Raw genomic sequence first — 20,737 nt, forward strand, 5'->3', positions numbered from 1 at the left:
GCCGAGAGCGCCCGCGCGCTGCTCGCCGCGGGCCGCGCCGAGGACGCCCTCAACGCGCTGCAGGCCGCGGCCGAGTTCCAGGCCGACGACCCGGTGGCCAAGGAGCACCGCGACGGCGTGCGCCGGGCCCTGATCCTCGCCACGCTCGGCCGCACCGCCGAGGCCGTGGACGCGCTGCCCGACCTCGACGTGGTCGGCGAGCACCCGCGCGTGTTCGTGGAGTGGTCGCAGGCGGTCAGCAAGCTGGCCGGCTCGTCCCAGATCACCAACACCTGGCAGCTCGGCCGCGTGCTGCGCCAGTGGATCGACTACTTCGGCATGATGGGCGGCTACCGCGCCCGCGTCGAGCTCGCGCTGGTCGCCGGCGACCTGGCCATCGCCAGGCAGGGCGTGTGGCAGGCCAGGCTGCTGGCCGACCTGACCGAGTCCGCCGCCGCCGAGCTGCGCGAGACCGAGGGTGTCGCCGACCGCGTCGCCGCCCTGCGGGCCGCCGCCGACGCCACCTCCGAGCCCGAGGCCCCGGGCCCGCTCGGCGAGCGCGTCGGCCTCTTCGACGCCGCCGACGGCTTCAACGCCGACCCGGAGCGGTGGGTCGGCTGGCTGGCGCCGCTGTCCGGGGAGGACCTGGAGGCCACCCGCCGCCACACCACCACGCTCGGCTTCCTCGGCTACCCCGCCACCGGCGCCGACATCTACTGGAAGATGCTGGTCGACACCGGCGACATCGCCACCGCCGACTCCGACGACGTGGCCTACCTGACCACGCTGCTCGTCGAGGCCCGCCAGGACGAGCGGCTGGAGCAGATGGCCGCGATGCTGCCGCACGCCGCCCAGCACCTCACGCTGGCCCGGCTGCACAGCGCGCGCGAGCGCTGGGAGGAGACGGTCGAGGCCGCCGAGCACGCCGTCGCGGCCGGCGCCGGGATCGAGGCCCGCCGGCTGCTGTCCGGCGCCGCCCAGCAGCTCGACGCCAACTCCAGGGCCGCGGAGGTGCTGCTGGAGGTGATCGACGAGCTCGCCGACGAGGACGTCTGGCGCATGATCGTCATGGCCACCTCGGCGGAGGACTGGGACACCGTACGCAAGGGCGCGGCCAAGATCGGCATGCCGATCAAGTCCAAGGAGGGCCCGATCGAGGAGGAGATGGGCCTCATCCGCCTCATCCTCCCCGCGCCCGACGGCGGCCAGCGCCAGGTGCTGTCCATCCGCACCGGCCCCGCCACGGCCCGGCTCGCCCTGCCGCAGCCGCGCGGCATGGACTACAACGCCGGCGACCTCGTCGTCTTCGACCCGCAGCTGTTGGAGCCGGTGCCCGACGACCCGCAGGAGCAGCAGAACTTCGTGCCGCCGTTCGCGGCGGTGCGCATCCTGCGGCCCGGCGGCTACACCAGCTACTTCTTCGACGGCGCCGCGCCGAGCGAGGAGGACTGGGCGGAGTTCACCGAGGTCATGGCCGAGCGCGGCTGGCCCATGTGGGTCTACAGCGACGAGAACTACACCATCACCCACCCGAGCTCGGGTGAGGCGCTGCCCGGGGTGTTCGGCTGGGTCGCGGTCCCGCCGAACGTGTCGCCCTCCGAGGTCGACGCGCTGCTCGACGACGCCACGGAGCGGTGGGTGCACCCGCTGGCCTGGCTCGACCTGGCCCGCGAGATCGACGTCGAGGTCGAGCGGCACGAGCGGATCGTCAAGGAATACGGCCTCTGACGGCCGCGTCCCCTGCCCCGGAAGGGCATCACCCGCGCGTGGTGCCCTTCCCCGGGAAGTGGCGCGGGTAGGTGAGCGGGAAGGCGGATGTGACGTGCTGGAGCGGTTCGCGCTCGACGGCAAGGTGGCCATCGTCACCGGCGCCTCCTCGGGGCTGGGTGTCGCGTTCGCCCGTGGTCTCGCGGAGGCCGGCGCCGACGTCGTGATCGGGGCCCGGCGTGCCGACCGGCTGGAGGAGACGCAGCGGCTGGTCGAGGAGACCGGCCGCCGGTGCCTGGCCGTGCAGACGGACGTGGCGCGTCCGGAGGACTGCGACGCGCTGGTGACCGCCGCCGTCGATGCCATGGGCGCCGTGGACGTGCTGATCAACAATGCCGGCATCGGCACCGCCGTGCCCGCGCTGCGGGAGACGCCCGAGGAGTTCCGGCAGGTCATCGACGTCAACCTGCTCGGCACGTACTGGATGGCCCAGGCATGCGCGCGCGTGATGCGACCCGGCTCGTCGATCGTGAACATCGGCAGCATCCTCGGCGAGACCACGGCCGGGCTGCCCCAGGCCGCCTACAGCGCCTCGAAGGCGGCGATCATCGGCCTCACCCGGGACCTCGCGCAACAGTGGACCGGCCGGCGCGGCATCCGGGTCAACTGCCTGGAGCCGGGGTTCTTCCACTCGGAGATGACCGAGCAGTTCAAGCCCGGCTACGTGGAGGCGGTCGTCGAGTCCAGGGTGGTGATGAAGCGGCCGGGCGATCCGGCGGAGCTGGTGGCCGCGGCGGTCTTCCTGGCCGGCGACGCGGCCTCGTACATCACCGGGGTGACGCTTCCGGTGGACGGCGGAGTACTGCTCACCTGACGCGGGTGGCTACGAACCGAAGCTGGTCACCGGCCGGCCGGCCGAGCACTCGATCTTGAGCTCGACCTCCGCGCCCTCCTCCGGCTCGAACTCCACCTTGGCCTTGCGGGCGGGCCCCGGCTCGACCTGGTCCACCGAGTAGTTCTGGGCCGGGCTCCACGAGCGCAGCGTGACCAGGTCGCCCTCGCACGAGGCGATCACGGTGCCGCCCGCGGTGCGGATCAGCTTGCCCTGGGCCGTCTGCGGCGGCGTCCCCGCCGTCGGGGTGGCCTCGCCGGCCGGAGTGCCGGCCGGGGTGCCGGTGGCGCGCTGGGTGGCGGTGTTCAGGGCGGCGCGGACCTCGGCAGGGCTGAGCACGTGGCCGGAGTCGCCGGTGAGGCCGGTGCCGAGCAGGGTGAGCACCGCCACGGCCGCGCCGGTCGCGGCGACGGCGGTGGCGGCCCAGGCCAGCACGAGTCTCTTCATGGTCGACAACCATCCCCCATGTACGGCTAACGCCAGGTTAAGGCGGTGCTAAGGCTGCTCGGGGCATCGTCATCGACCGTCTACGTTCTTGTATATGGCTGACATCCTGCTCATCGAGGACGACGTGGCGATCCGTACGGCGCTCAGCCGCGGCCTGCGCGAGCTCGGTCACGCCGTCTCCTCGTCCCCGACGGCGCTGGACGGGCTGCGGCTGGCCGTGCAGGACCGTCCCGACCTGATCGTGCTCGACCTGGGTCTGCCGGATCTGGACGGGGTGGAGCTGCTGCGGATGTTGCGGGCGGTCAGCAGGGTGCCGGTCATCGTGGCGACCGCGCGTGACGGGGACGCCGAGATGGTGCCGGTGCTGGACGCGGGGGCCGACGACTACGTGGTCAAGCCGTACAGCGCGGCGCAGCTCGACGCGCGGGTGCGGGCCGTCCTGCGGCGGGCCGGGGGGTCGGCGCCCGAGCCGGCGCTGGCGGTGGGGGAGTTGCGGGTGGACCCGCGGGCGCGTACGGCCACGCTCGACGGGGCGGCGCTGGATCTGACGCCGCGCGAGTTCGACGTGCTGCACTATCTGGCCGCGCGGCCCGGTGAGGTGGTGACCAAGCGGGAGCTGCTGACGGAGGTGTGGCAGCTGCCGTACGGGGGCGCGGACAAGACCGTGGACGTGCACCTGTCGTGGCTGCGCAGGAAGCTGGGCGAGACGGCCGCGGAGCCCCGCTACCTGCACACCGTGCGCGGGGTCGGCGTCAAGCTGGTCGAGCCGTCATGACGCGGGTGACGGCGGCCGCAGGGACGTGGAGGGGGCGGGCGTGAGGCGGTGGCTGGCGTTGCTGGTGGCGGCCACGACGTCCCTCGTGCTGGTCGCGTTGCTGGTGCCGATGGCGCTGCTCATCCGGGCCGTGGCCGAGAACGGCGCGATGGGCAGGGCGACCGCCGCAGCGGAGTCCGTGGCGGTCGCGGTGGGCACGCCCGACCTGGAGCTGGCGATGGCGCAGGTGCCGCGTCCGGTGACGGTGTTCCTGCCGGATGGGCGCACGGTGGGCGCGGCGGCGGCCCGTACCGACGCGGTGCGCCTGGCCGCGACCGGGCGCAGCGTCACCGCCGTGGCCTCCGGCGGCAGGGAGGTGCTGGTCTCCGCGCAGTCGTCCGGGGGGACGGCGGTGATCAGGGTGTTCGTGCCGGACGCGGAGCTGACGAAGGGCGTGCGCGAGGCGTGGCTCGGGCTGCTCGTGCTGGGGATCGTCCTGGTGGTGCTGGGGATCGTGCTGGCGGACCGGCTGGCGCTGGCCGTCACGCGGCCGGTGGACGGGCTGGCCCGGGTCTCGCACCGGCTGGCCGGGGGCGACCTGACGGCCCGGGCGGAGCCGGGCGGGCCGCCCGAGGTGCGGTCGGTGGCGCTGGCGCTCAACCATCTGGCGGGGCGGATCGACGAGCTGCTGGTGGCGGAGCGGGAGTCGGTGGCCGACCTGTCGCACCGGTTGCGTACCCCTTTGACCGGCCTCAGGCTGGACGCCGAGTCGCTGCGGGACCCGGAGGAGGCGGCGCGGCTGCAGGCCCGCGTGGACGCCCTGGAACGGGCGGTGAGCGCCGTCATCACGGACGCGCGGCGCCGCTCGGCCGGGCGCGCGTCGTGCGACGCGGCGGCGGTGGTGGGGGAGCGGGTGCGGTTCTGGTCGGTGCTGGCGGAGGACCAGTGCCGCGAGGTGTCGATCTCGCTGCCCGACGGGCCGCTGCCCGTCGCGGTGAGCGCCGAGGAGCTCGCGGCCTGCGTGGACGCCCTGCTCGGCAACGTCTTCGCGCACACCCCGGAAGGGGCCTCCATGGCGGTACGGCTCACGCCGCACCCGTCGGGGGCCGTGCTGGCGGTCGAGGACTCGGGGCCGGGCTTCGACCCGGAGCTGCTGGAACGGGGCAACAGCGGAGGCGGTTCGACCGGCCTCGGCCTCGACATCGCCCGCCGTACCGCCGAGTCCTCGGGCGGCCACCTGGCCGTCTCCACGCCCGAAGGGGGCGGCGCGCGGGTGGAGATGGTCTTAACCGGTGCTTAGCGCGCGATTATCGGCGATCGCGATTTCGTGGAGTCATGCAGATCACGAAGAAGTTCATCGTCGTCGGTGCCGGGATCGTCACGCTGGTCGCGGGCGGGGGCGTCGCCTTCGCCGCCACCACGTCCACGTCCACGGCCGCCGCGCCCAAGGTCACGGCCGAGCAGGCCATGGAGATCGCGCACAAGGAGGTGGCCGGGGCCTGGGTCAGCGAGGTCGACTACCAGCGCAGGGGCACGCGGCCCGACGCGTGGGAGGTCGAGCTGACCAAGGGCACGGAACGGCACGAACTGGACGTGGACGCGGCCACCGGCAAGGTCATCAAGCACCAGACGGACAGGGACGACGACCACGGCCACGACGACCACGACGACGACTGACGGCATCCCCTAGGCCGCCGGAAGGCCCACCGCGCGCGGCGGTGGGCCTTCCGGCCGTCAGCGGGTCATCTTCATGACGACCGGACGGTGGTCGGACAGGGTGCTCGACAGGACGGAGCCGCTCGTGGTGGTGACGCCCTTGGTGTAGATGTAGTCGATGCGGGCGTCCCCGTGGGTCGGCTGGTTGGCGTACCTGGCGCCGGTGTCCACCCAGCCCGCGCTCACGAACTTCTTCGACAGCGCGTCCGTGGGCGGCGCGTTGAAGTCGCCGGTGAGGATCAGCGGGGACCGGTTGGCGAGGTAATTACGCACCTTGTCCGCCTGAGCCTCGCGGCGGGCCACCGAGGTGGCCGACAGGCCGGGGGACAGGTGGGTGGTGAACACCGTGATCGTCGAGCCGCCGCCGAGGTCGAGCTTGGCCCCGGCCATGGAGCGGTTGACCGGGCAGGTCTCGAAGTCGCTGATCGGGATCGTCACGCGCTCGAGGATCTTGAACGAGGACAGGATCGCGTTGCCCGCTTTGCCGGGCTGCGGATCGTCGCAGGGGCCGGGATTGTCGCCCGCGCCGAAGTGGGCGTTGGCCGTGATGTCCCAGCCGAGCTCGTCCGCCAACTGCTTGACCTGGTCGGCCTCCGGCTTGCGGTGGATCTCCTGCACGGTCACGATGTTGGCGCCGCTGCCGCGGATCACTGCGGCGATGGCCTTCATGTCGGCGGTGTCGCCCGCGACGTTCCAGTCGAGGACCACGAGGTTCGTCGTGGCGTGCGCCGGGACGGGCAGGGCGGTGGAGGCGAGCACCGTGACCGCCGCGGCCATCATCACTTTGATCCGTTTTGTCGCATGCATGCCGCCGGATCTTACGGACCGCGTGACTGTTCGTATAGATCTTCAGCAGCTCGACAGGATGCTCTCCATGGCGTCCTTCTCCGCCGACGTCACCCAGACGGCGTACTTCGTCTTCACGTCGATCTGGCGGGCGATGTAGGTGCACCGGTACGACTTGACCGGCGGCAGCCAGGTGGCGGCGTCGGAGTCGCTCTTCTGGCCGTTGAGCGGGCCGTCGACGGCCATGAGGTTCAGCGGGTCGTTGGCGAACTCCTTGCGCTTGTCCGCCGCCCACTGCTGCGCGCCCTTCTGCCAGGCGTCCGACAGCGGGATCACATGGTCGATCTGGACGGCGGTGCTGGTGTCCTGGCCGCGCTTGAAGTTGATCGTCTTGCCGCTGTACGGGTCGTGGAGCGTGCCGCTCAGCACGATGCAGTCGTGGGTCCCGGCCTTGAACTTCTCGTCCACCAGGTCCCGCTTGAGTATGTCGTTACGGGTGTCGCAGCCGTTGTGGTCGACGTCCGACCACGCCGGGCCGAACTTGTCCCGGTCGAACCCGGTCTTCGGGGCCCGGCCCTTGACCGTTAACTTGGCGAGCTTCTTGCGGGCGTCCGAGACGGACACCGAGTCGGACTTGCCCCCCTTGTCGGTACCGGCCGAGGACTGCCCCTGCAGCCCGCCACAGCCCGCCAGCACCGCCACCGTGGCCGCACCGGCCATGAACGCCCGAACCCGCCGCCCCACGCCCACTCCCCAGACTTCGTCGAACCTTCGTAAAGTCTAGGTCAAGTGCCCATAAAAGGCCCTATCACGCGCCCAGGGTGCCCACTTCAGCGTTTTGCCGTGGATAGGGCCCCTGTGCACCTCCGGGCAAGGCTGCCTTAATCTGAACGTGGATCATGGCATGTCGGAAAGAGGGGACATGGCGCAGCGGCGCTTGCTGGAGGGGCTCGGCGTCACCGTCGCCGAGGAGACCGCCTATCGCGCGCTGCTCAGGCACGGACCGGCGACGCTGAGCCAGCTCGCCGCCGAGACCGGCTCGTCCGCCGCGGCCATCCGCCGCATGCTGCCCAGGCTGGAGGACCTCGGCCTCATCTCCCGCGTGGCCGGCCGGCCGCTGCGGCTGATCGCCACTCCGCCGAACGTCGCCATCGACATCCTCGTCGCGCGCCGCCAGGAGGAGATCGCGCACAGCAGGGCCGCCGCCGCGCTGCTGGCCACCGAGGTCGCCGAGCGCAACGGGCCGCACCCGGAGGAGGTGCTGGAGGTGGTGAGCGGGCGCGACGCCGTGGCCCGCCGCTATCTCCAGCTGGAGCGCAACGCCACGCGGGAGATGCTCGTGCTGGTGCATCCGCCGTACGCGGTGGATGTCAGCGACGACCGGGAGAACCGCAGGCGGGCGGCCCGCCAGGGGGCGCCCATTCGCGGCATCTACGGTCCGCAGGCGTTCGAGCACCCCGGCATGCTGGCCCACACGCGGCGGGCCATCGCCGACGGCGAGGAGGCCAGGCTCGGGCAGGTGCCGGTCAAGCTGGCCATCGCCGACGCCCGCACGGCCATCCTGCCCCTGGTCTCCGACGAGGACCAGGCCGTGGAGAGCGCGCTCGTGGTGCACCCGTCCGCGCTGCTGGACGCGCTGGTGGGGCTGTTCGAGACGCTGTGGCGGGCCGCCGTGCCGCTCCGCCTGACCGCCGCGGACGGCCTGGAGCCCGAGGTGTGGCCGCGCACGCCCGACACGGAGGTGCTGGCGCTGCTGGCGGCCGGGATGAAGGACGACGCCATCGCCAGGCAGCTGGGGCTCAGCCCGCGTACGGTGCAGCGCCGAGTGCAGATGCTGTGCGAGCGCCTGGACGCCAGGACCCGCTTCCACGCGGGCTTCCTCGCCGCCCAGCACCGCCTGCTCGAATGATCTAGGCCTCCGCGCTCAGGGCTGTCTTCGTCAGCTCCGCCTGGCGCTGGATCTGCCCCAGGACGACGGGGTTCACCCCCTTGGCCTGGAACGTGGCGACCATCTGGTCCATCACCGCGTTCGCCCGGTCCAGGTCTCCCTGCCGCGCCTCGGCCCTGGCCAGGCGGCGCATCACCAGGTTCAGGGTGATGTTGTCGATGCTCGCGTCGCGGGCGACCTGGCTGAGGTGCTCGATGCCCTGCTTGGGATCCGGCGGCCGGACACGCAGCCGCTTGCCCGCCGTCACCGCCTTGAACTCGCGCTCGGCGTTCAGCCCCTTGACCATGCGGGCGTAGACGGCCAGCGGGTGGGCGCCGTACCGGTCGATGACCTCGTCCAGGGCCTCGTTGCCCGAGCGCAGCGCGGGCGAGTCGGAGCCGAGCAGCGAGAACAGCTGTCCCTGCTCCTCGCCGAGCATCAGCTCGGCCACCTGGTGGTCGTCGCGGCTGACCGGGAAGCGCACCCTGACCAGGCACGCGGGGGAGACGATGCGGGAGCCGTCCGCGGCGATGTACTGGGCGCGCACGTGGTATTCGCCGGGCTGCTGGAAGTAGTGCCCGTCGCGGCCGTGCCCGATGTACGCGCTGCGGTACATGGCCGGGTTGCCCTCGTCCAGCCAGATCTCCGGCGAGGCGTCCACGCAGTGCCGCATCATCGGCCGGTACAGCACGGTCCTGCCGCCCGGCTGCGTGATCGACACCTGGGTGAACTCGGTGTCGGGGTGCAGGTGGCCGTGCGTGACGCGGGGCTCGCCGGCGCAGGACAGCTTGAACTCGACCACGACGGGCTCGCCCAGCTCGAACGACTCCTTGGCGCGCAGCTCCAGCCGCAGCCCGGAGCGGTCCTCGACGGGCTGCTCGAACGGCGCGATCTCGGCGGCGCCGGTGCCGAACGCGTTCGCGCCCATGGCCACGTCACGGTAGAAGCCGTGGCGCAGGTGGATCAGCTCCGGGTCCGTGAAATGGAACGGGAAGGCGGCCCAGTAACCTGGCTCGCCGCCTGGGCGGTAGTTCTGCACATAGTTCATCCACGACAGGTCGCCGAAGCCGCCGTCGGGGCCCAGCGGCTGGGGCGGGGTGCCGAGGTTCTTCTGCCAGGAGTGCAGCAGGTTGAAGGCGTGCCCGAGCTCGTGCACGTACGTACGCAGCTGCGCCCGCTGCGCCTGCGGCGTGGTCCCCTTGATCACGTCGTAGAACACCGCGGACCCCTGCCGCTGGTGCGCGTCGTTGTAGTCGAACATGATGCCCCGGTAGCCGCCCACGTGCTTGCTGGCCACCAGCAGCCACACGCGCCAGGCCGGCGCGTCGCCGAACCCGCTGAACTGCTGCGTCATCGCGTGATGCAGCTCGGCGTCGTCCCACGCCAGGTCCGCGCCCGACCCGTCCACCGGGATCACCCTCGGCTGGGCGAGGGTCAGCTCGATGCCCGCCTCGGCGTACGCCGACGCCACGCTCAGCTCCCTGGCCGGCGAGCCGCCCGGCCCCGGCAGCGTGCCGGTCCGGTACGACACGAACGGCACGGTCCCGATCACGGAGTCCTGCTCCAGCAGCACGCTGCGGAAGTACGGAGAGGCGAAGGCCACCTGGTACGTGCGCCCCGCGACCTCGGCCGTGCCCGACCCGTCGGCGACCGTGACGCTCACGTCCTTCACCGGAGTGTCGAACGTGAAGACCCCGCGCCCCTGGATCCGGGACTCCCGCACAGTGGGCGCGTTGACCACGAACGAGCCGGCGTAGGAGGTCGTCGCGCCCGCCACGGTGAACAGGTCGCCGCTCACCCGCCCGGTGGGCCTGGTCCCGTCGACGTCGACCCGGAGCGCCAGCTGCGAGTCGCCGTCCTGTCCCTGGTACAACCCGCTGATCATGGGCGCTCCCTCGCTCGGGGCCTACACGAGGGAACACTTCACCGACCGCGGGTGCCTGTCAACGCGATCCGCGAACTTGGAGAGCCCCGAGCAACTCCTCCGACGCCTTGGTGATCGTCTCCACCGCCCGGTCGAACGCCTCGGCGTTGTGCGCGGCGGGCGCGCGGAAGCCGGAGATCTTCCTGACGTACTGCAAGGCCGCCGCCCGCACGTCCTCTTCGGTGACGCTCTCGGTGAACGGGGGGCGCAGGGTTTTGATGCTTCTACACATGCCCTAACCGTAACTTCGTTCAGCGTGCGTCGACCGCCGGGCCGAGCTCGTTGCCGAAGTCGAGCGCGATCTTGCGCATGCCCTCGGCCAGGTCGTCGCGGTCGATCGCGTCGATCCGCTCGGCGGGCCCGGAGACCGACATCGCGGCCACCACCCGCTCGCCGTCCCACACGGGCACGGCCAGGCAGTGCACGCCGAGCTCCTCCTCGCCCAGGTCCATGGCGTAACCCTGGGCCCTGACGAGCTCGAGCTCGGCCAGCATGGCCGTCAGGTCGGTGATCGTGTTGGGGGTGCGCCGGGGCATGCCGGTGCGCTCGAAGACGGCCACCGCCTCGGCCGCGGGCCGCCCGGCCAGCAGCGCCTTGCCCACGGCCGTGCTGTGCGGCAGCACCCGCCGGCCCACCTCGGCGAACATCCGCAGCCTGCGGGGCGAGGGCACCTGCGCCACGTAGACGACGAAGTCGCCTTCGAGCACGGCCAGGTTGGCGGTCTCGCCGGACAGCTCGACCATCTTGGTCAGGTACGGCTGCGCCCACACGCCCACCATGCTCTCGGCGATGCCGCCCAGCCGCACGAGGCCGCCGCCCAGGGCGTACCTCTTGTCGGATTCCTGGCGCACGTAGCCGCGGGCGAGCAGGGTGCGCAGCAGCCGGTGGATGGTCCCGTACGGCAGGCCGGTCCTGGCGGCGATCTCCGACAGGCCCGCCTCACCCCCGTGCTCGGCCAGCGCCTCCAGCACGTCCAGCGCCCGCTCCACCGACTGAACGCTCATAGGGTTACCCCGCGCAGCGAAGCGTCGAGCACCTCGGCCGTGTGGGCCACCCTGATGTCCGAGCCGGCGCGCCGCATGGCCGCGGCGATCTGCATCGTGCAGCCGGGGTTGGCCGAGACCAGCAGCTCGGCGCCGGTCGTGGCGACCGCGCCGGCCTTCCTGTCGCCGAGGTCGCGGGCGGCCTCCGGCTGGAAGATGTTGTACGTGCCCGCCGACCCGCAGCAGATGGCCGACTCGGGGATCTCGCGGACCACCAGGTCGGGGATGCCGCTCAGCAGCTCGCGCGGCTGGGCGCGCACGCCCTGGGCGTGGGCCAGGTGGCAGGCGTCGTGGTAGGCGACGGTGAGCGGCAGCGGGTGCCGCTTGGCCACGGGCCCCAGCTCGGCGAGGTACTCCGACAGATCGACCACCCTGAACCCCGGCTCGCGCCCGAGCAGCTCGCCGTACTCCTTCATCGACGAGCCGCAGCCGGCCGCGTTCACCACGACGGTGTCGACCCCGGCCCTCTCGAACGTCCTGACCGTGCGGCGCGCCAGCCGCCTGGCCTGATCCTCGCGCCCGGAGTGCACGCTGAGCGCCCCGCAGCAGCCCTGACCGCGCGGGATGACCACGTCGCAGCCCTCCAGGGAGAGCACCCGCGCGGTGGCCGCGTTCACCTGGGGGAAGAACTCGCCCTGCACGCATCCGGTGAGCATGCCCACCACGGCCCGACGCTCGCCCCTGGCCCTGACGACGCGCGGCATCCGCTGCCGGTGCTCGACGCGCGGCGCGAGCGCGGCCATGGCGCCGAGGCTCGGATCGGCCCTGGCGAGGAACGGCGCCAGGCGCTCGGCCAGCCACATCCCCGGCCGCAGCAGCCGCAGCCTGCGCGGATAGGGGAACAGGCTGAACACGATCCCGCGCACGGCCCGCTCCTGCGGATCCCGCACGTGCGTGCGCTCCACCTCGGCCCTGGTCTGCTCGATCAGGCGGTCGTACCGGACCCCGGACGGGCAGGCCGTGACGCACGCCATGCACCCCAGGCAGGCGTCGAAGTGCCCGGCCATCTCCGGGGTGACCGGGGTGTCCTCGACGTGCTGCTTCATCAGGTGGATGCGGCCGCGCGGCGAGTCCATCTCCTCGCCCCACAGCACGTACGTCGGGCACGTGGGGAGGCAGAACCCACAGTGCACGCAGTCGTTGATCAGCTCCGGGTCCATGTCAAATGCCTCCCAAGAACCGGCCGGGAGACATCCTGCGCCCGGGGTCGAACCGTTCCTTGACCCGCCGCATCAACGGCAGCCCGCTCACCTGCCCCCACCTGTCGACGCCCTCGTACGGCGTGGCCAGCACGTTCAGCCGCCCGCCCAGCGCCTCGATCCGGCCCCGCAGCAGGGTGACGGTCGCCGCCAGTTCCTCCTGCGAGACCTCGCCCCAGAGCTCCAGGTACGCCCGCCCCGCCGCGGCCGACCCGCGGAAGGCGAACCCGGCCTCCCCGGCGGCGGCCAGCGCCCCGGCCGCGCGCGCGGGCGGGAACCGGGCCTCCAGCAGCACGTCGTCCCTGAGGATCAGCCCCCACCACTCCGGCGCCTCAGCCGTGACCGTGCCCTCGCCCAGCACCTCGCGCAGCGCCAGCGCGCGCTGCTCGGCCGCCGAGCCCTCCACCAGCACCGCGACCGTCGCCTCCTTGCCGTCGGGGCAGTCGATCTCCACGGCGGACGGCTCGGCCTGGGAGGCGGCCAGGCGGAGCAGCACGTCGTCGGCCGGTTCGGTGGTCGCCACGAGCCAGCGCCGCTCCACGGGCCGCGGGTGCAGCCGGAACGTGGCCTCCGCGATCACGCCGAGCGTGCCCTGCGAGCCGGTGAAGAGCTTGCCGAGGTCGTAGCCCGCGACGTTCTTGACCACCCGGCCGCCGGACCTGGCGACGGTCCCGTCGGCCAGCACGACCGTGATGCCGATGAGCAGGTCGCGGGCGGTGCCGTACCGGAAGGCGCGCGGGCCCGCCGTCGCGGTGGCGAGCGTGCCGCCGACCGTGGTGTGCTCCCTGAACGGCGGGTCGAGCGCCAGCTCCTGGCCCTGCTCGGCGAGCGCGGCGGCCAGCGCGTCCATGGTCAGCCCGGCCTGCGCGCGCACGACGAGGTCGCCGGCGGCGTGCTCGATGAGGGAGTTCATGCAGCACAGGTCGATGAGCACGTCGCAGCGCTCGGGCGGGGCGCCCCAGTGCAGCTTCGTGCCGCCGCCCGCGGGCACCGCCGCCAGGTCCTGCTCGGCGCAGGCCCGCAGCACGGCCGAGATCTCCTCGACCGTCTCGGGCAGGGCGACCCAGCGGGGCAGCACGCCGTTGACGGCGTCGTCGGCGTCCGCCCGCCTGATGGTCACCCCCGTGTCGGCCAGCATCAGAACTGCTCCGCCTTCCCCGACTCCACCAGCGGGTGCACGCCCTTGCGCACTCCCGGCACCTCGCCGCACAGGCGCGGGGTGGGGAACACCTTGCCCGGGTTCGACAGGCCGCGGGGGTCGAACGCGCACCGGACGAGTTGCATGGTGTCCAGGTCGTCCGCGCTGAACATCTTCGGCATATAGCGGGATTTATCCACCCCGACTCCGTGCTCGCCCGTGATCGAGCCGCCGTGCTCGATGCACAGGTCGAGGATCGCCCCGGAGACCACCTCGGCCCGCTCGCCGGCCCCCGGCTCCGCGTCGTCGAACAGCACGAGCGGGTGCAGGTTGCCGTCTCCCGCGTGGAAGACGTTCGCGACCCTGATGCCGTGCTCGTGCGAGAGCCGGTCGATGGCCGCCAGCACGCCGGGCAGGGATGTGCGCGGCACGACGCCGTCCTGCACGATGTAGGCCGGGCTGATGCGCCCGACGGCGGCGAACGCCGACTTGCGGCCCTTCCAGATCGCCGCCCGCTCGTCCGCGCCGGCGGCCACCCGCAGCTCGAAGGCGCCCGAGCAGATCTCCGTGAGCCGGGCGAACTGCTCGTCCACCTCCGCCCGCGGGCCGTCCAGCTCCACGATCAGCACGGCGCCCGCGCCCTCGGGGTAGCGGCAGGCGACGGCAGCCTCGGCCGCCTCGATGGCCAGCGCGTCCATCATCTCGATCGCGGCGGGCACGATGCCCGCGCCGATGATCGCCGAGACGGCCTGGCCGCCCTGCTCGATGCTCTCGAACGCGGCCAGCACCGTGGTCACGACCTCGGGCGCGCGGCAGAGGCGTACCGTGATCTTGGTGGCGATGCCCAGCGTGCCCTCGGAGCCGATGAACGCGCCCAGCAGGTCGTAGCCGGGGTCCATGCGGTCGAGCGTGACCAGGTCGCCGTCGGGGGTGACGATCTCGCAGGCCTCGACGTGGTTGACCGTGAAGCCGTACTTGAGGCAGTGGGCGCCGCCGGAGTTCTCGGCGACGTTGCCGCCGATGGAGCAGACCTGCTGGCTGGAGGGATCGGGCGCGTAGTAGTAGCCCCGGTCGCGCACGGCCTCGGTGATGGCCAGGTTGGTGACGCCGGGCTCGACGACCGCCCGGCGGTTGTCCAAGTCGATCTCCAGGATGCCGCGCATCTTGGAGGTGACGATGAGCACGCCGTCCTCGCGGGGGAGCGCGCCCCCTGACAGGCCGGTGCCCGAGCCCCTGGCCACGAAGGGCACGCCGAAGTCGTTGCACGCGCGTACCACGCGGGCGACCTGCTCGGCCGTGTCGGGCAGCACGACCACGCCGGGGGTCGCCCGGTGGTAGGTGAGGCCGTCGCACTCGTACGTGCGCAGGCGTACCGGATCGGTGATCACCGAGTCATGGGGCAGCAGCGAGCGCAGGGCCGCTGTCAGCGTTTCCAGCACCCGATCCCCCTCTTTTTCCTAGTTCTACGGCATTTGAGCATAGGCGGGAAGCGTCAGGAACTCGGCGAAGTCGTCGTCCAGCGCCACCTGCTTGAACAGCGCGGTCGCCTGACCGTACAGCTTGTCGTCGTGGCCGGGCTCCTCGGCGATCCTGGCGAGCTCCTCCGCGATGATCTGCTCGACCAGTTCCTTCGTCACCTGGGCGCCCGTGTCGGCGAGCGTGATGTCGTTGTGGATCCACTGCCAGATCTGCGAGCGCGAGATCTCGGCGGTGGCCGCGTCCTCCATGAGGTTGTGGATCGCCACCGCGCCCAGGCCGCCCATCCAGGCGGCGAGGTAGCGCAGCGCCACGTCCACGTTGTTGCGCAGCCCGGTCTCGGTGATCTCGCCCGGCGTCTCGGAGACGGCCAGCAGCTCGGCCGCGGTCACGTTGACGTCCTCGCGCAGCCGGTCGAGCTGGTTGGGCCGCGACCCCAGCACGCCGTCGAACACCTCACGGCACACCGGCACCAGGTCGGGGTGCGCCACCCACGAGCCGTCGAAGCCGTCGCCCGACTCGCGCGTCTTGTCCGCCCGCACCTTCTCCAGCGCCACGGCGTTCACCTCGGGGTCGCGCCGCGAGGGGATGAAGGCCGCCATCCCGCCGATGGCGTGCGCGCCGCGCTTGTGGCAGGTGCGCACCAGCAGCTCGGTGTACGCGCGCATGAACGGGGCCGTCATCGTGACCGCGTTCCGCTCGGGCAGCAGGAACTCGCGGCCCCGGGTCCGGAACTTCTTGATCACGCTGAACAGGTAGTCCCAGCGGCCCGCGTTGAGTCCCGCCGAGTGGTCGCGGAGCTCGTACAGGATCTCCTCCATCTCGAACGCGGCCGGGTAGGTCTCGATGAGGACGGTCGCCCTGATCGTGCCGTGCGGGATGCCGAGGAGCTCCTGAGCCCTGGTGAACACGTCGTTCCAGAGCCGCGCCTCCAGGTGGGACTCCATCTTGGGCAGGTAGAAGTACGGGCCCTTGCCCTTGTCGATCTGCCGCTGGGCGCAGTGGAAGAAGTAGAGCCCGAAGTCGAACAGCGAGCCCGAGACCGGCTGCCCGTCCACCTGGGCGTGCTTCTCGTCCAGGTGCCAGCCGCGCGGGCGCACGACGACCGTGGCCAGCTCGTCGTCGGGCCTGAGCGCGTACGACTTGCCGCCGGTCTCGAAGTCGATCGCGCGGTCGAGCGCGTCGCGCAGGTTGAGGTGGCCGCTCACGCAGTTCTCCCAGAGCGGAGAGTTGGCGTCCTCGAAGTCGGCCAGCCAGACCTTGGCGCCGGAGTTGAGCGCGTTGATGGTCATCTTCTTGTCGACCGGGCCGGTGATCTCCACCCGGCGGTCCTCCAGACCGGGCGCGGGCGGCGCGACCTGCCAGTCGGCCTCCCTGACCTGCTTCGTCTCCGGCAGGAAGTCGAGCAGGCCGCCCGCGGACAGCTCCGCCTGCCGCGCCTGACGGGCCTCCAGCAGCTCCAGCCGCCTGGCGCCGAACTCCCGCTCGAGAGTCGCCACGAAATCGAGCGCCTCAGGAGTGAGGATCTCGTCGAACCGGTCGAGCATCGGGCCGGTGATCTCCATGGGGTGCCTTTCCGCTTCGTGGAAAATGACTTCTGGATTGTGGAAGTGAAGTTACTCCCCTGGTAGTCCCGGGTCAAAGGTTGGGGTTCCTTCGGGGAGTCGTCGGGGGCATCCCCGATGTGACCGGGGTTCTTCCCGGACAGGATTGGGGGCATGAAGACCATCGCGATCGCGGGCGGGCTGCTGGCCTCCACGCTGATGTTGACGGGGTGCGGGATGGCGAGCATCGCCGGCCCGAGCAGCGAGGAGACCGCGTCGTACGAGGTGACGGACAAGGTCGCCAGGCTGCAGGTCAAGAGTGGCGCGGGCGATACCGAGGTGACCGAGACCGGCGGCAGCGCCGTACGCGTCACCGAGACGCTGCGCTGGCGCGGCGACGACAAGCCGAAGCCGGAGCACGGCGTCGAGGGCGGCGCGCTGCGCCTCTCGTACGACTGCCCGTCGAGCCTGGGCAGCTGCAGCGTCGACTACAAGATCGAGATCCCCAAGGGGCTGACCGTCGACCTGGACAACGGCTCGGGCAACATCACGCTCAGGGGCCTGACCGGGGAGCTCGGCGTACACGTCGGCTCCGGCGACCTCGACGCCGCGGAGCTGGCGGGCAAGAAGGTCGTCGCGGAGGCGGGGTCCGGGAACATCGAGCTCAAGTACACCTCCGTGCCCGACAGCGCCGATCTGCGGGCCGGCTCCGGGGACGTCGTGCTCCGCGTGCCCGACGGGGCCTACGACGTGAAGACCCAGGTGGGGTCCGGCGACGCGAACGTCTCGGTCAAGAAGGACAGCTCGTCTCCCCACAAGATCTCGCTCAAGGCCGGATCCGGCGACGTCACGGTGGCTGCCGGATAAGGGGGTGATTGTGGCGGGGGTGTCGTGCCACCATCGTGGGAAGACACCGAGGTGTCCAGACGTTCCCTAATAGAGATGACACGAATGCACGATTACACCGCGCTCGACTTCGACGAGTTCGAGACCGGCGACATGGACCTCGAGGAGCGCCAGGCGCTGCGCCGCGTGGCGGGCCTCTCCACCGAACTCCAGGATGTCTCCGAGGTCGAGTACCGGCAGCTGCGGCTGGAGCGGGTCGTCCTCGTCGGCGTCTGGACGTCAGGCACAGTGGACGACGCGGAAAACTCCCTGCTGGAGCTCAAGCTCCTGGCCGAGACGGCTGGGTCGCAGGTGCTCGACGGCCTCATCCAGCGCCGCCAGAAGCCGGATCCCGCCACCTACATCGGCTCGGGCAAGGCGCTCGAGCTACGCGACGTGGTCGAGTCGACCGGCGCCGACACCGTGATCTGCGACGGCGAGCTGACCCCAGGCCAGCTCCGCCAGCTCGAGGAGACGGTCAAGGTCAAGGTCATCGACCGCACCGCCCTGATCCTCGACATCTTCGCCCAGCACGCCAAGAGCCGCGAGGGCAAGGCCCAGGTCGAGCTGGCACAGCTCCAATACCTGCTGCCCCGCCTGCGCGGCTGGGGTGGCAACCTGTCCAGGCAGGTCGGCGGTCGCGCCGCGGGCGGCGTCGGCATCGGCGGCCGTGGCCCCGGTGAGACCAAGATCGAGCTGGACCGGCGCCGCATCCGCGAGCGCATGGCCAAGCTGCGCCGCCAGATCAGCGGCATGTCCACCTCGCGCGACACCATGCGCTACCAGCGCCAGCGGCGCGAGGTTCCCGCCGTGGCCATCGCCGGCTACACCAACGCGGGCAAGTCCTCGCTGCTCAACCGCGTCACGGGAGCCGGGGTGCTGGTGGAGGACGCGCTGTTCGCCACCCTCGACCCGACCGTACGCCGGGCGCGCACGGCCGAAGGCCGGCTCTTCACGATCGCCGACACCGTGGGCTTCGTGCGGCACCTGCCGCACCAGCTCGTCGAGGCGTTCCGTTCGACGCTGGAGGAGGTCGCCGAGGCCGACCTGATCCTGCACGTGGTGGACGGCTCGCACCCCGACCCCGAGGGCCAGCTGGCCGCCGTGCGCGAGGTGCTCGCCGACATCGATGGCGCCTCCGAGATCCGCGAGATCGTCGTGATCAACAAGGCCGACGCGGCCGAGCAGGACGTGATCGACCGGATCATGCGGCGCGAGCGCGACTGCGTCGTGGTGTCGGCGCGGACCGGCCGCGGCATCCCCGAGCTGATGGCGGTCATCGAGCGGGAGCTGCCCCGGCTGGACCACGAGATCCAGCTGCTGGTGCCGTACAACAGGGGAGACCTGATCTCCCGGGCCCACAAGGAGGGCGAGGTGCTCTCCGTGGAGCACGTGGAGGACGGCACGATCCTGCACGCCCGGGTGCTGCCCAGCCTGTGGCAGGAGCTCGAGCGGGTCGGCAAGCCCGTGGAGCGGGTCTTCTAACCCTCCGGTCACCCCCCGGGTCCGTCGTTGCGGCCGGGCGACTCCCACACAAGCGGTACGGTGGGGTCGCCCGGCCGAGCACGTCCGGGCGGGACTGCCGTGACAGTCGGCGAACGATGACACCGGTCGGGCGCGACGGCGGCGTGTGGCAGGCTGGAACGTCGGCGGCGAACGTTACGTTGTGGGGTGGCCCTCGCCGCAAAGCACGCATGGTCACCCAAAAGCGGCAGTGGTCCCCGAACCCTGGGATTGCTAGAATCGGCCAGACCCCTTACGCGGTCGGGTTTCTAGGGTTGGGTCTAGGTTTCGGATGATGACTCTTGTGATCAAAGTCGTCAACGGGGGCCTTGGGGACGAGGTGGGGCTGGGTGACGGCTGGGATCAGTGGTCTTTCTTCCGAATAACCCTGTACAGCAAGCCCAGCTGTGAAATAACGTAACTGAACTGAAATCGCCGGATCATGACTCTGGCGATACGGTCACCGCACAACTCGATGCGGATGAGAGCAGGAGACCCCCCATGTCGTCCGGACCCGGAGCGGACTCAGTGGGCGCGGCACAGCCCCTGAGCTGTGCGCTGCGCCCATGCCGGTGCGCGGGCGGGGGCTCACGCAGGGCGGTGATGCGGTGACCGTTCGACTGCTGACCAACATCGGCCGCCTGTGGACCGGTAACGAGGTCCTCAGCAACGCCGCCATCCTCGTGCACAACGACCGCATCGCGTGGGTCGGGCGTGCGCCCGACCTCCCGCAGAGCGTCCCCGGAGTCGTCGACGACATCGTCGACGTCGACCACGTCGAAAACCTCGGCGGCGCTCTCGTCACGCCCGGTCTCATCGACGCCCACACCCACCCCGTCTACGCCGGCAACCGCTACGCCGAGCTGGCCATCCGCACCGGCGGCTCCAGCGCCGCCTCGATCACCGCGGCGGGCGGCGGCGTGGGCTCCACGGTCACCGTGACCCGCGGCACCGACCCGTGGACCCTGTGCAACGGCGTGCGCGAGCGGCTGCGGGGCTGGCTGCTCAGCGGCACCACCACGGTCGAGGCCAAGACCGGCTACCACCTCACCCGCGACGGCGAGCTGGCCGACGTGCGGCTCCTGCGCGAGCTGGAGAAGGAGCCGATGATGCCGCGGGTGCACGTCACCTTCCTGGCGGCGCACGTGGTGCCACCCGAATACTTCGGCCGCCAGCGCGAATACGTCGAGGCCGTGGGCGCCTGGTGCGCCGACGCCGCCGCGGCGGGCGCCGACAGCGTCGACGTCTACTGCGACGAGGGCCACTTCACCACCGAGGAGTCCCGCTGGGTGCTGGCCTCGGGCCGCAACGTCGGGCTCCTGCCGCGCATCCACGCCGGCATCTTCAGCCGCCGCGGCGCCGTCCAGCTGGCCGCCGAGCTCGGCTGCGCCTCCGCCGACGGGCTGCACCACATGTCGGACGAGGACATCGCGATCATGTCCCGCTACGGCGTGCCCGCCGTCGTCTGCCCGGCCACGGCCCTGCAGCGCGGCCACCTCCCGCCGGTCCGCCAGATGATCAAGCACGGCGTCCAGATCGCCCTCGGCAGCGACCACAACCCCGGCTTCTGCGGCATCACCTCGATGTCCCTGGTCATCGCCATGGCGGTGTCGGCGTTCGGGATGAGCGTCAACGACGCGCTGCGCGCGGCCACCCTCGGCGGCGCCACCGTCCTGGGCGCTCCCGACCGCGGCGTCCTGGCGCCGGGCCGGCTGGCCGACATCGTGCAGTGGGACGCCGACCACGAGGGCGCCTTCGCCTGGTCCTTCGGTCTCAAGCCGCGCCGCGTGTGGCGGGGTGGGACGCCGGTCCAGTAG

19 protein-coding genes are annotated in these 20,737 nt (G+C 71.7%); 9 read left to right on the plus strand and 10 right to left on the minus strand.

Features of this window, described 5'->3' with window-relative positions; all coding sequences use genetic code 11:
• Together ACWDX9_RS26380 and ACWDX9_RS26385 are read left to right on the plus strand one after the other, a co-directional pair.
• Positions 1-1,707 (plus strand): tetratricopeptide repeat protein (locus ACWDX9_RS26380; protein WP_449958323.1); only part of this gene is annotated, 1,707 nt, incomplete at its 5' end.
• 94 nt (positions 1,708-1,801) lie between these two features.
• On the plus strand, positions 1,802-2,560 hold the full coding sequence (locus ACWDX9_RS26385) for an SDR family NAD(P)-dependent oxidoreductase (protein ID WP_449958326.1): 759 nt from the start codon (positions 1,802-1,804) through the stop codon (positions 2,558-2,560).
• Between the two features lie 9 nt (positions 2,561-2,569).
• Here ACWDX9_RS26385 and ACWDX9_RS26390 read toward each other — a convergent pair whose 3' ends face one another.
• The gene (locus ACWDX9_RS26390; protein WP_449958329.1) at positions 2,570-3,025 is read right to left on the minus strand and encodes a hypothetical protein; all 456 of its coding nucleotides are present in this window, start codon (positions 3,023-3,025) and stop codon (positions 2,570-2,572) included.
• 94 nt (positions 3,026-3,119) lie between these two features.
• Here ACWDX9_RS26390 and ACWDX9_RS26395 point away from each other — a divergent pair, with 94 nt between their 5' ends.
• Genes ACWDX9_RS26395 through ACWDX9_RS26405 form a run of 3 tightly spaced genes read left to right on the plus strand, consistent with a single transcriptional unit; the run spans position 3,120 to position 5,456 of the window.
• Positions 3,120-3,800 (plus strand): response regulator transcription factor, encoded by a 681-nt coding sequence (locus tag ACWDX9_RS26395; RefSeq protein WP_449958332.1) that lies wholly within the window; start codon positions 3,120-3,122, stop codon positions 3,798-3,800.
• A 40-nt stretch (positions 3,801-3,840) separates the two neighbouring features.
• On the plus strand, positions 3,841-5,079 hold the full coding sequence (locus tag ACWDX9_RS26400; RefSeq protein ID WP_449958335.1) for an ATP-binding protein: 1,239 nt from the start codon (positions 3,841-3,843) through the stop codon (positions 5,077-5,079).
• Between the two features lie 35 nt (positions 5,080-5,114).
• Positions 5,115-5,456 (plus strand): PepSY domain-containing protein, encoded by a 342-nt coding sequence (locus ACWDX9_RS26405; protein ID WP_449958338.1) that lies wholly within the window; start codon positions 5,115-5,117, stop codon positions 5,454-5,456.
• A 57-nt stretch (positions 5,457-5,513) separates the two neighbouring features.
• Here the strand turns inward: ACWDX9_RS26405 and ACWDX9_RS26410 are convergent, their stop codons facing one another.
• Positions 5,514-6,302 (minus strand): endonuclease/exonuclease/phosphatase family protein, encoded by a 789-nt coding sequence (locus ACWDX9_RS26410; protein ID WP_355201750.1) that lies wholly within the window; start codon positions 6,300-6,302, stop codon positions 5,514-5,516.
• Between the two features lie 42 nt (positions 6,303-6,344).
• Complete coding sequence (locus ACWDX9_RS26415; RefSeq protein ID WP_350724858.1) at positions 6,345-7,025, minus strand: HNH endonuclease family protein; 681 nt, start codon at positions 7,023-7,025, stop codon at positions 6,345-6,347.
• Between the two features lie 178 nt (positions 7,026-7,203).
• Here ACWDX9_RS26415 and ACWDX9_RS26420 point away from each other — a divergent pair, with 178 nt between their 5' ends.
• Positions 7,204-8,190 carry a helix-turn-helix transcriptional regulator gene (locus tag ACWDX9_RS26420; RefSeq protein WP_449958340.1) on the plus strand — a complete coding sequence of 329 codons (987 nt, stop codon included), beginning with the start codon at positions 7,204-7,206 and terminating at the stop codon, positions 8,188-8,190.
• A gap of 1 nt (position 8,191) precedes the next feature.
• Here the strand turns inward: ACWDX9_RS26420 and ACWDX9_RS26425 are convergent, their stop codons facing one another.
• From ACWDX9_RS26425 to aceB, 7 genes are read right to left on the minus strand one after another with little or no spacing between them, the layout of a single operon-like run.
• A complete protein-coding gene (locus tag ACWDX9_RS26425) occupies positions 8,192-10,093 on the minus strand; it encodes a hypothetical protein (RefSeq protein ID WP_449958343.1) in 1,902 nt (633 codons plus the stop codon).
• A 58-nt stretch (positions 10,094-10,151) separates the two neighbouring features.
• Positions 10,152-10,364 carry a DUF2277 domain-containing protein gene (locus ACWDX9_RS26430; RefSeq protein WP_138672144.1) on the minus strand — a complete coding sequence of 71 codons (213 nt, stop codon included), beginning with the start codon at positions 10,362-10,364 and terminating at the stop codon, positions 10,152-10,154.
• 19 nt (positions 10,365-10,383) lie between these two features.
• A complete protein-coding gene (locus ACWDX9_RS26435) occupies positions 10,384-11,136 on the minus strand; it encodes an IclR family transcriptional regulator (RefSeq protein ID WP_364240095.1) in 753 nt (250 codons plus the stop codon).
• Positions 11,133-12,335, minus strand: coding sequence for a (Fe-S)-binding protein (locus tag ACWDX9_RS26440; protein ID WP_449958347.1), 1,203 nt, complete (start codon positions 12,333-12,335; stop codon positions 11,133-11,135). Before ACWDX9_RS26440 ends, ACWDX9_RS26435 begins: the two co-directional genes overlap by 4 nt.
• 1 nt (position 12,336) lies before the next feature.
• On the minus strand, positions 12,337-13,512 hold the full coding sequence (locus tag ACWDX9_RS26445; protein WP_449958350.1) for an FAD-binding oxidoreductase: 1,176 nt from the start codon (positions 13,510-13,512) through the stop codon (positions 12,337-12,339).
• A complete protein-coding gene (locus ACWDX9_RS26450; RefSeq protein ID WP_449958391.1) occupies positions 13,512-14,948 on the minus strand; it encodes an FAD-linked oxidase C-terminal domain-containing protein in 1,437 nt (478 codons plus the stop codon). Before ACWDX9_RS26450 ends, ACWDX9_RS26445 begins: the two co-directional genes overlap by 1 nt.
• 27 nt (positions 14,949-14,975) lie before the next feature.
• Positions 14,976-16,553 carry a malate synthase A gene (aceB, locus tag ACWDX9_RS26455; protein WP_449958352.1) on the minus strand — a complete coding sequence of 526 codons (1,578 nt, stop codon included), beginning with the start codon at positions 16,551-16,553 and terminating at the stop codon, positions 14,976-14,978.
• 153 nt (positions 16,554-16,706) lie between these two features.
• Between aceB and ACWDX9_RS26460 the strand changes: the two genes are divergently transcribed.
• The 3 genes from ACWDX9_RS26460 to hutI all read left to right on the plus strand — a co-directional run bounded on the left by ACWDX9_RS26460 (position 16,707) and on the right by hutI (position 20,737).
• Complete coding sequence (locus ACWDX9_RS26460; RefSeq protein WP_449958355.1) at positions 16,707-17,399, plus strand: DUF4097 family beta strand repeat-containing protein; 693 nt, start codon at positions 16,707-16,709, stop codon at positions 17,397-17,399.
• Positions 17,400-17,483: 84 nt separating this feature from the next.
• Positions 17,484-18,902 carry a GTPase HflX gene (hflX, locus tag ACWDX9_RS26465; protein ID WP_449958357.1) on the plus strand — a complete coding sequence of 473 codons (1,419 nt, stop codon included), beginning with the start codon at positions 17,484-17,486 and terminating at the stop codon, positions 18,900-18,902.
• Between the two features lie 626 nt (positions 18,903-19,528).
• The gene (hutI, locus tag ACWDX9_RS26470) at positions 19,529-20,737 is read left to right on the plus strand and encodes an imidazolonepropionase (RefSeq protein WP_350724877.1); all 1,209 of its coding nucleotides are present in this window, start codon (positions 19,529-19,531) and stop codon (positions 20,735-20,737) included.

The organism is Nonomuraea sp. NPDC003201, from assembly GCF_053590415.1.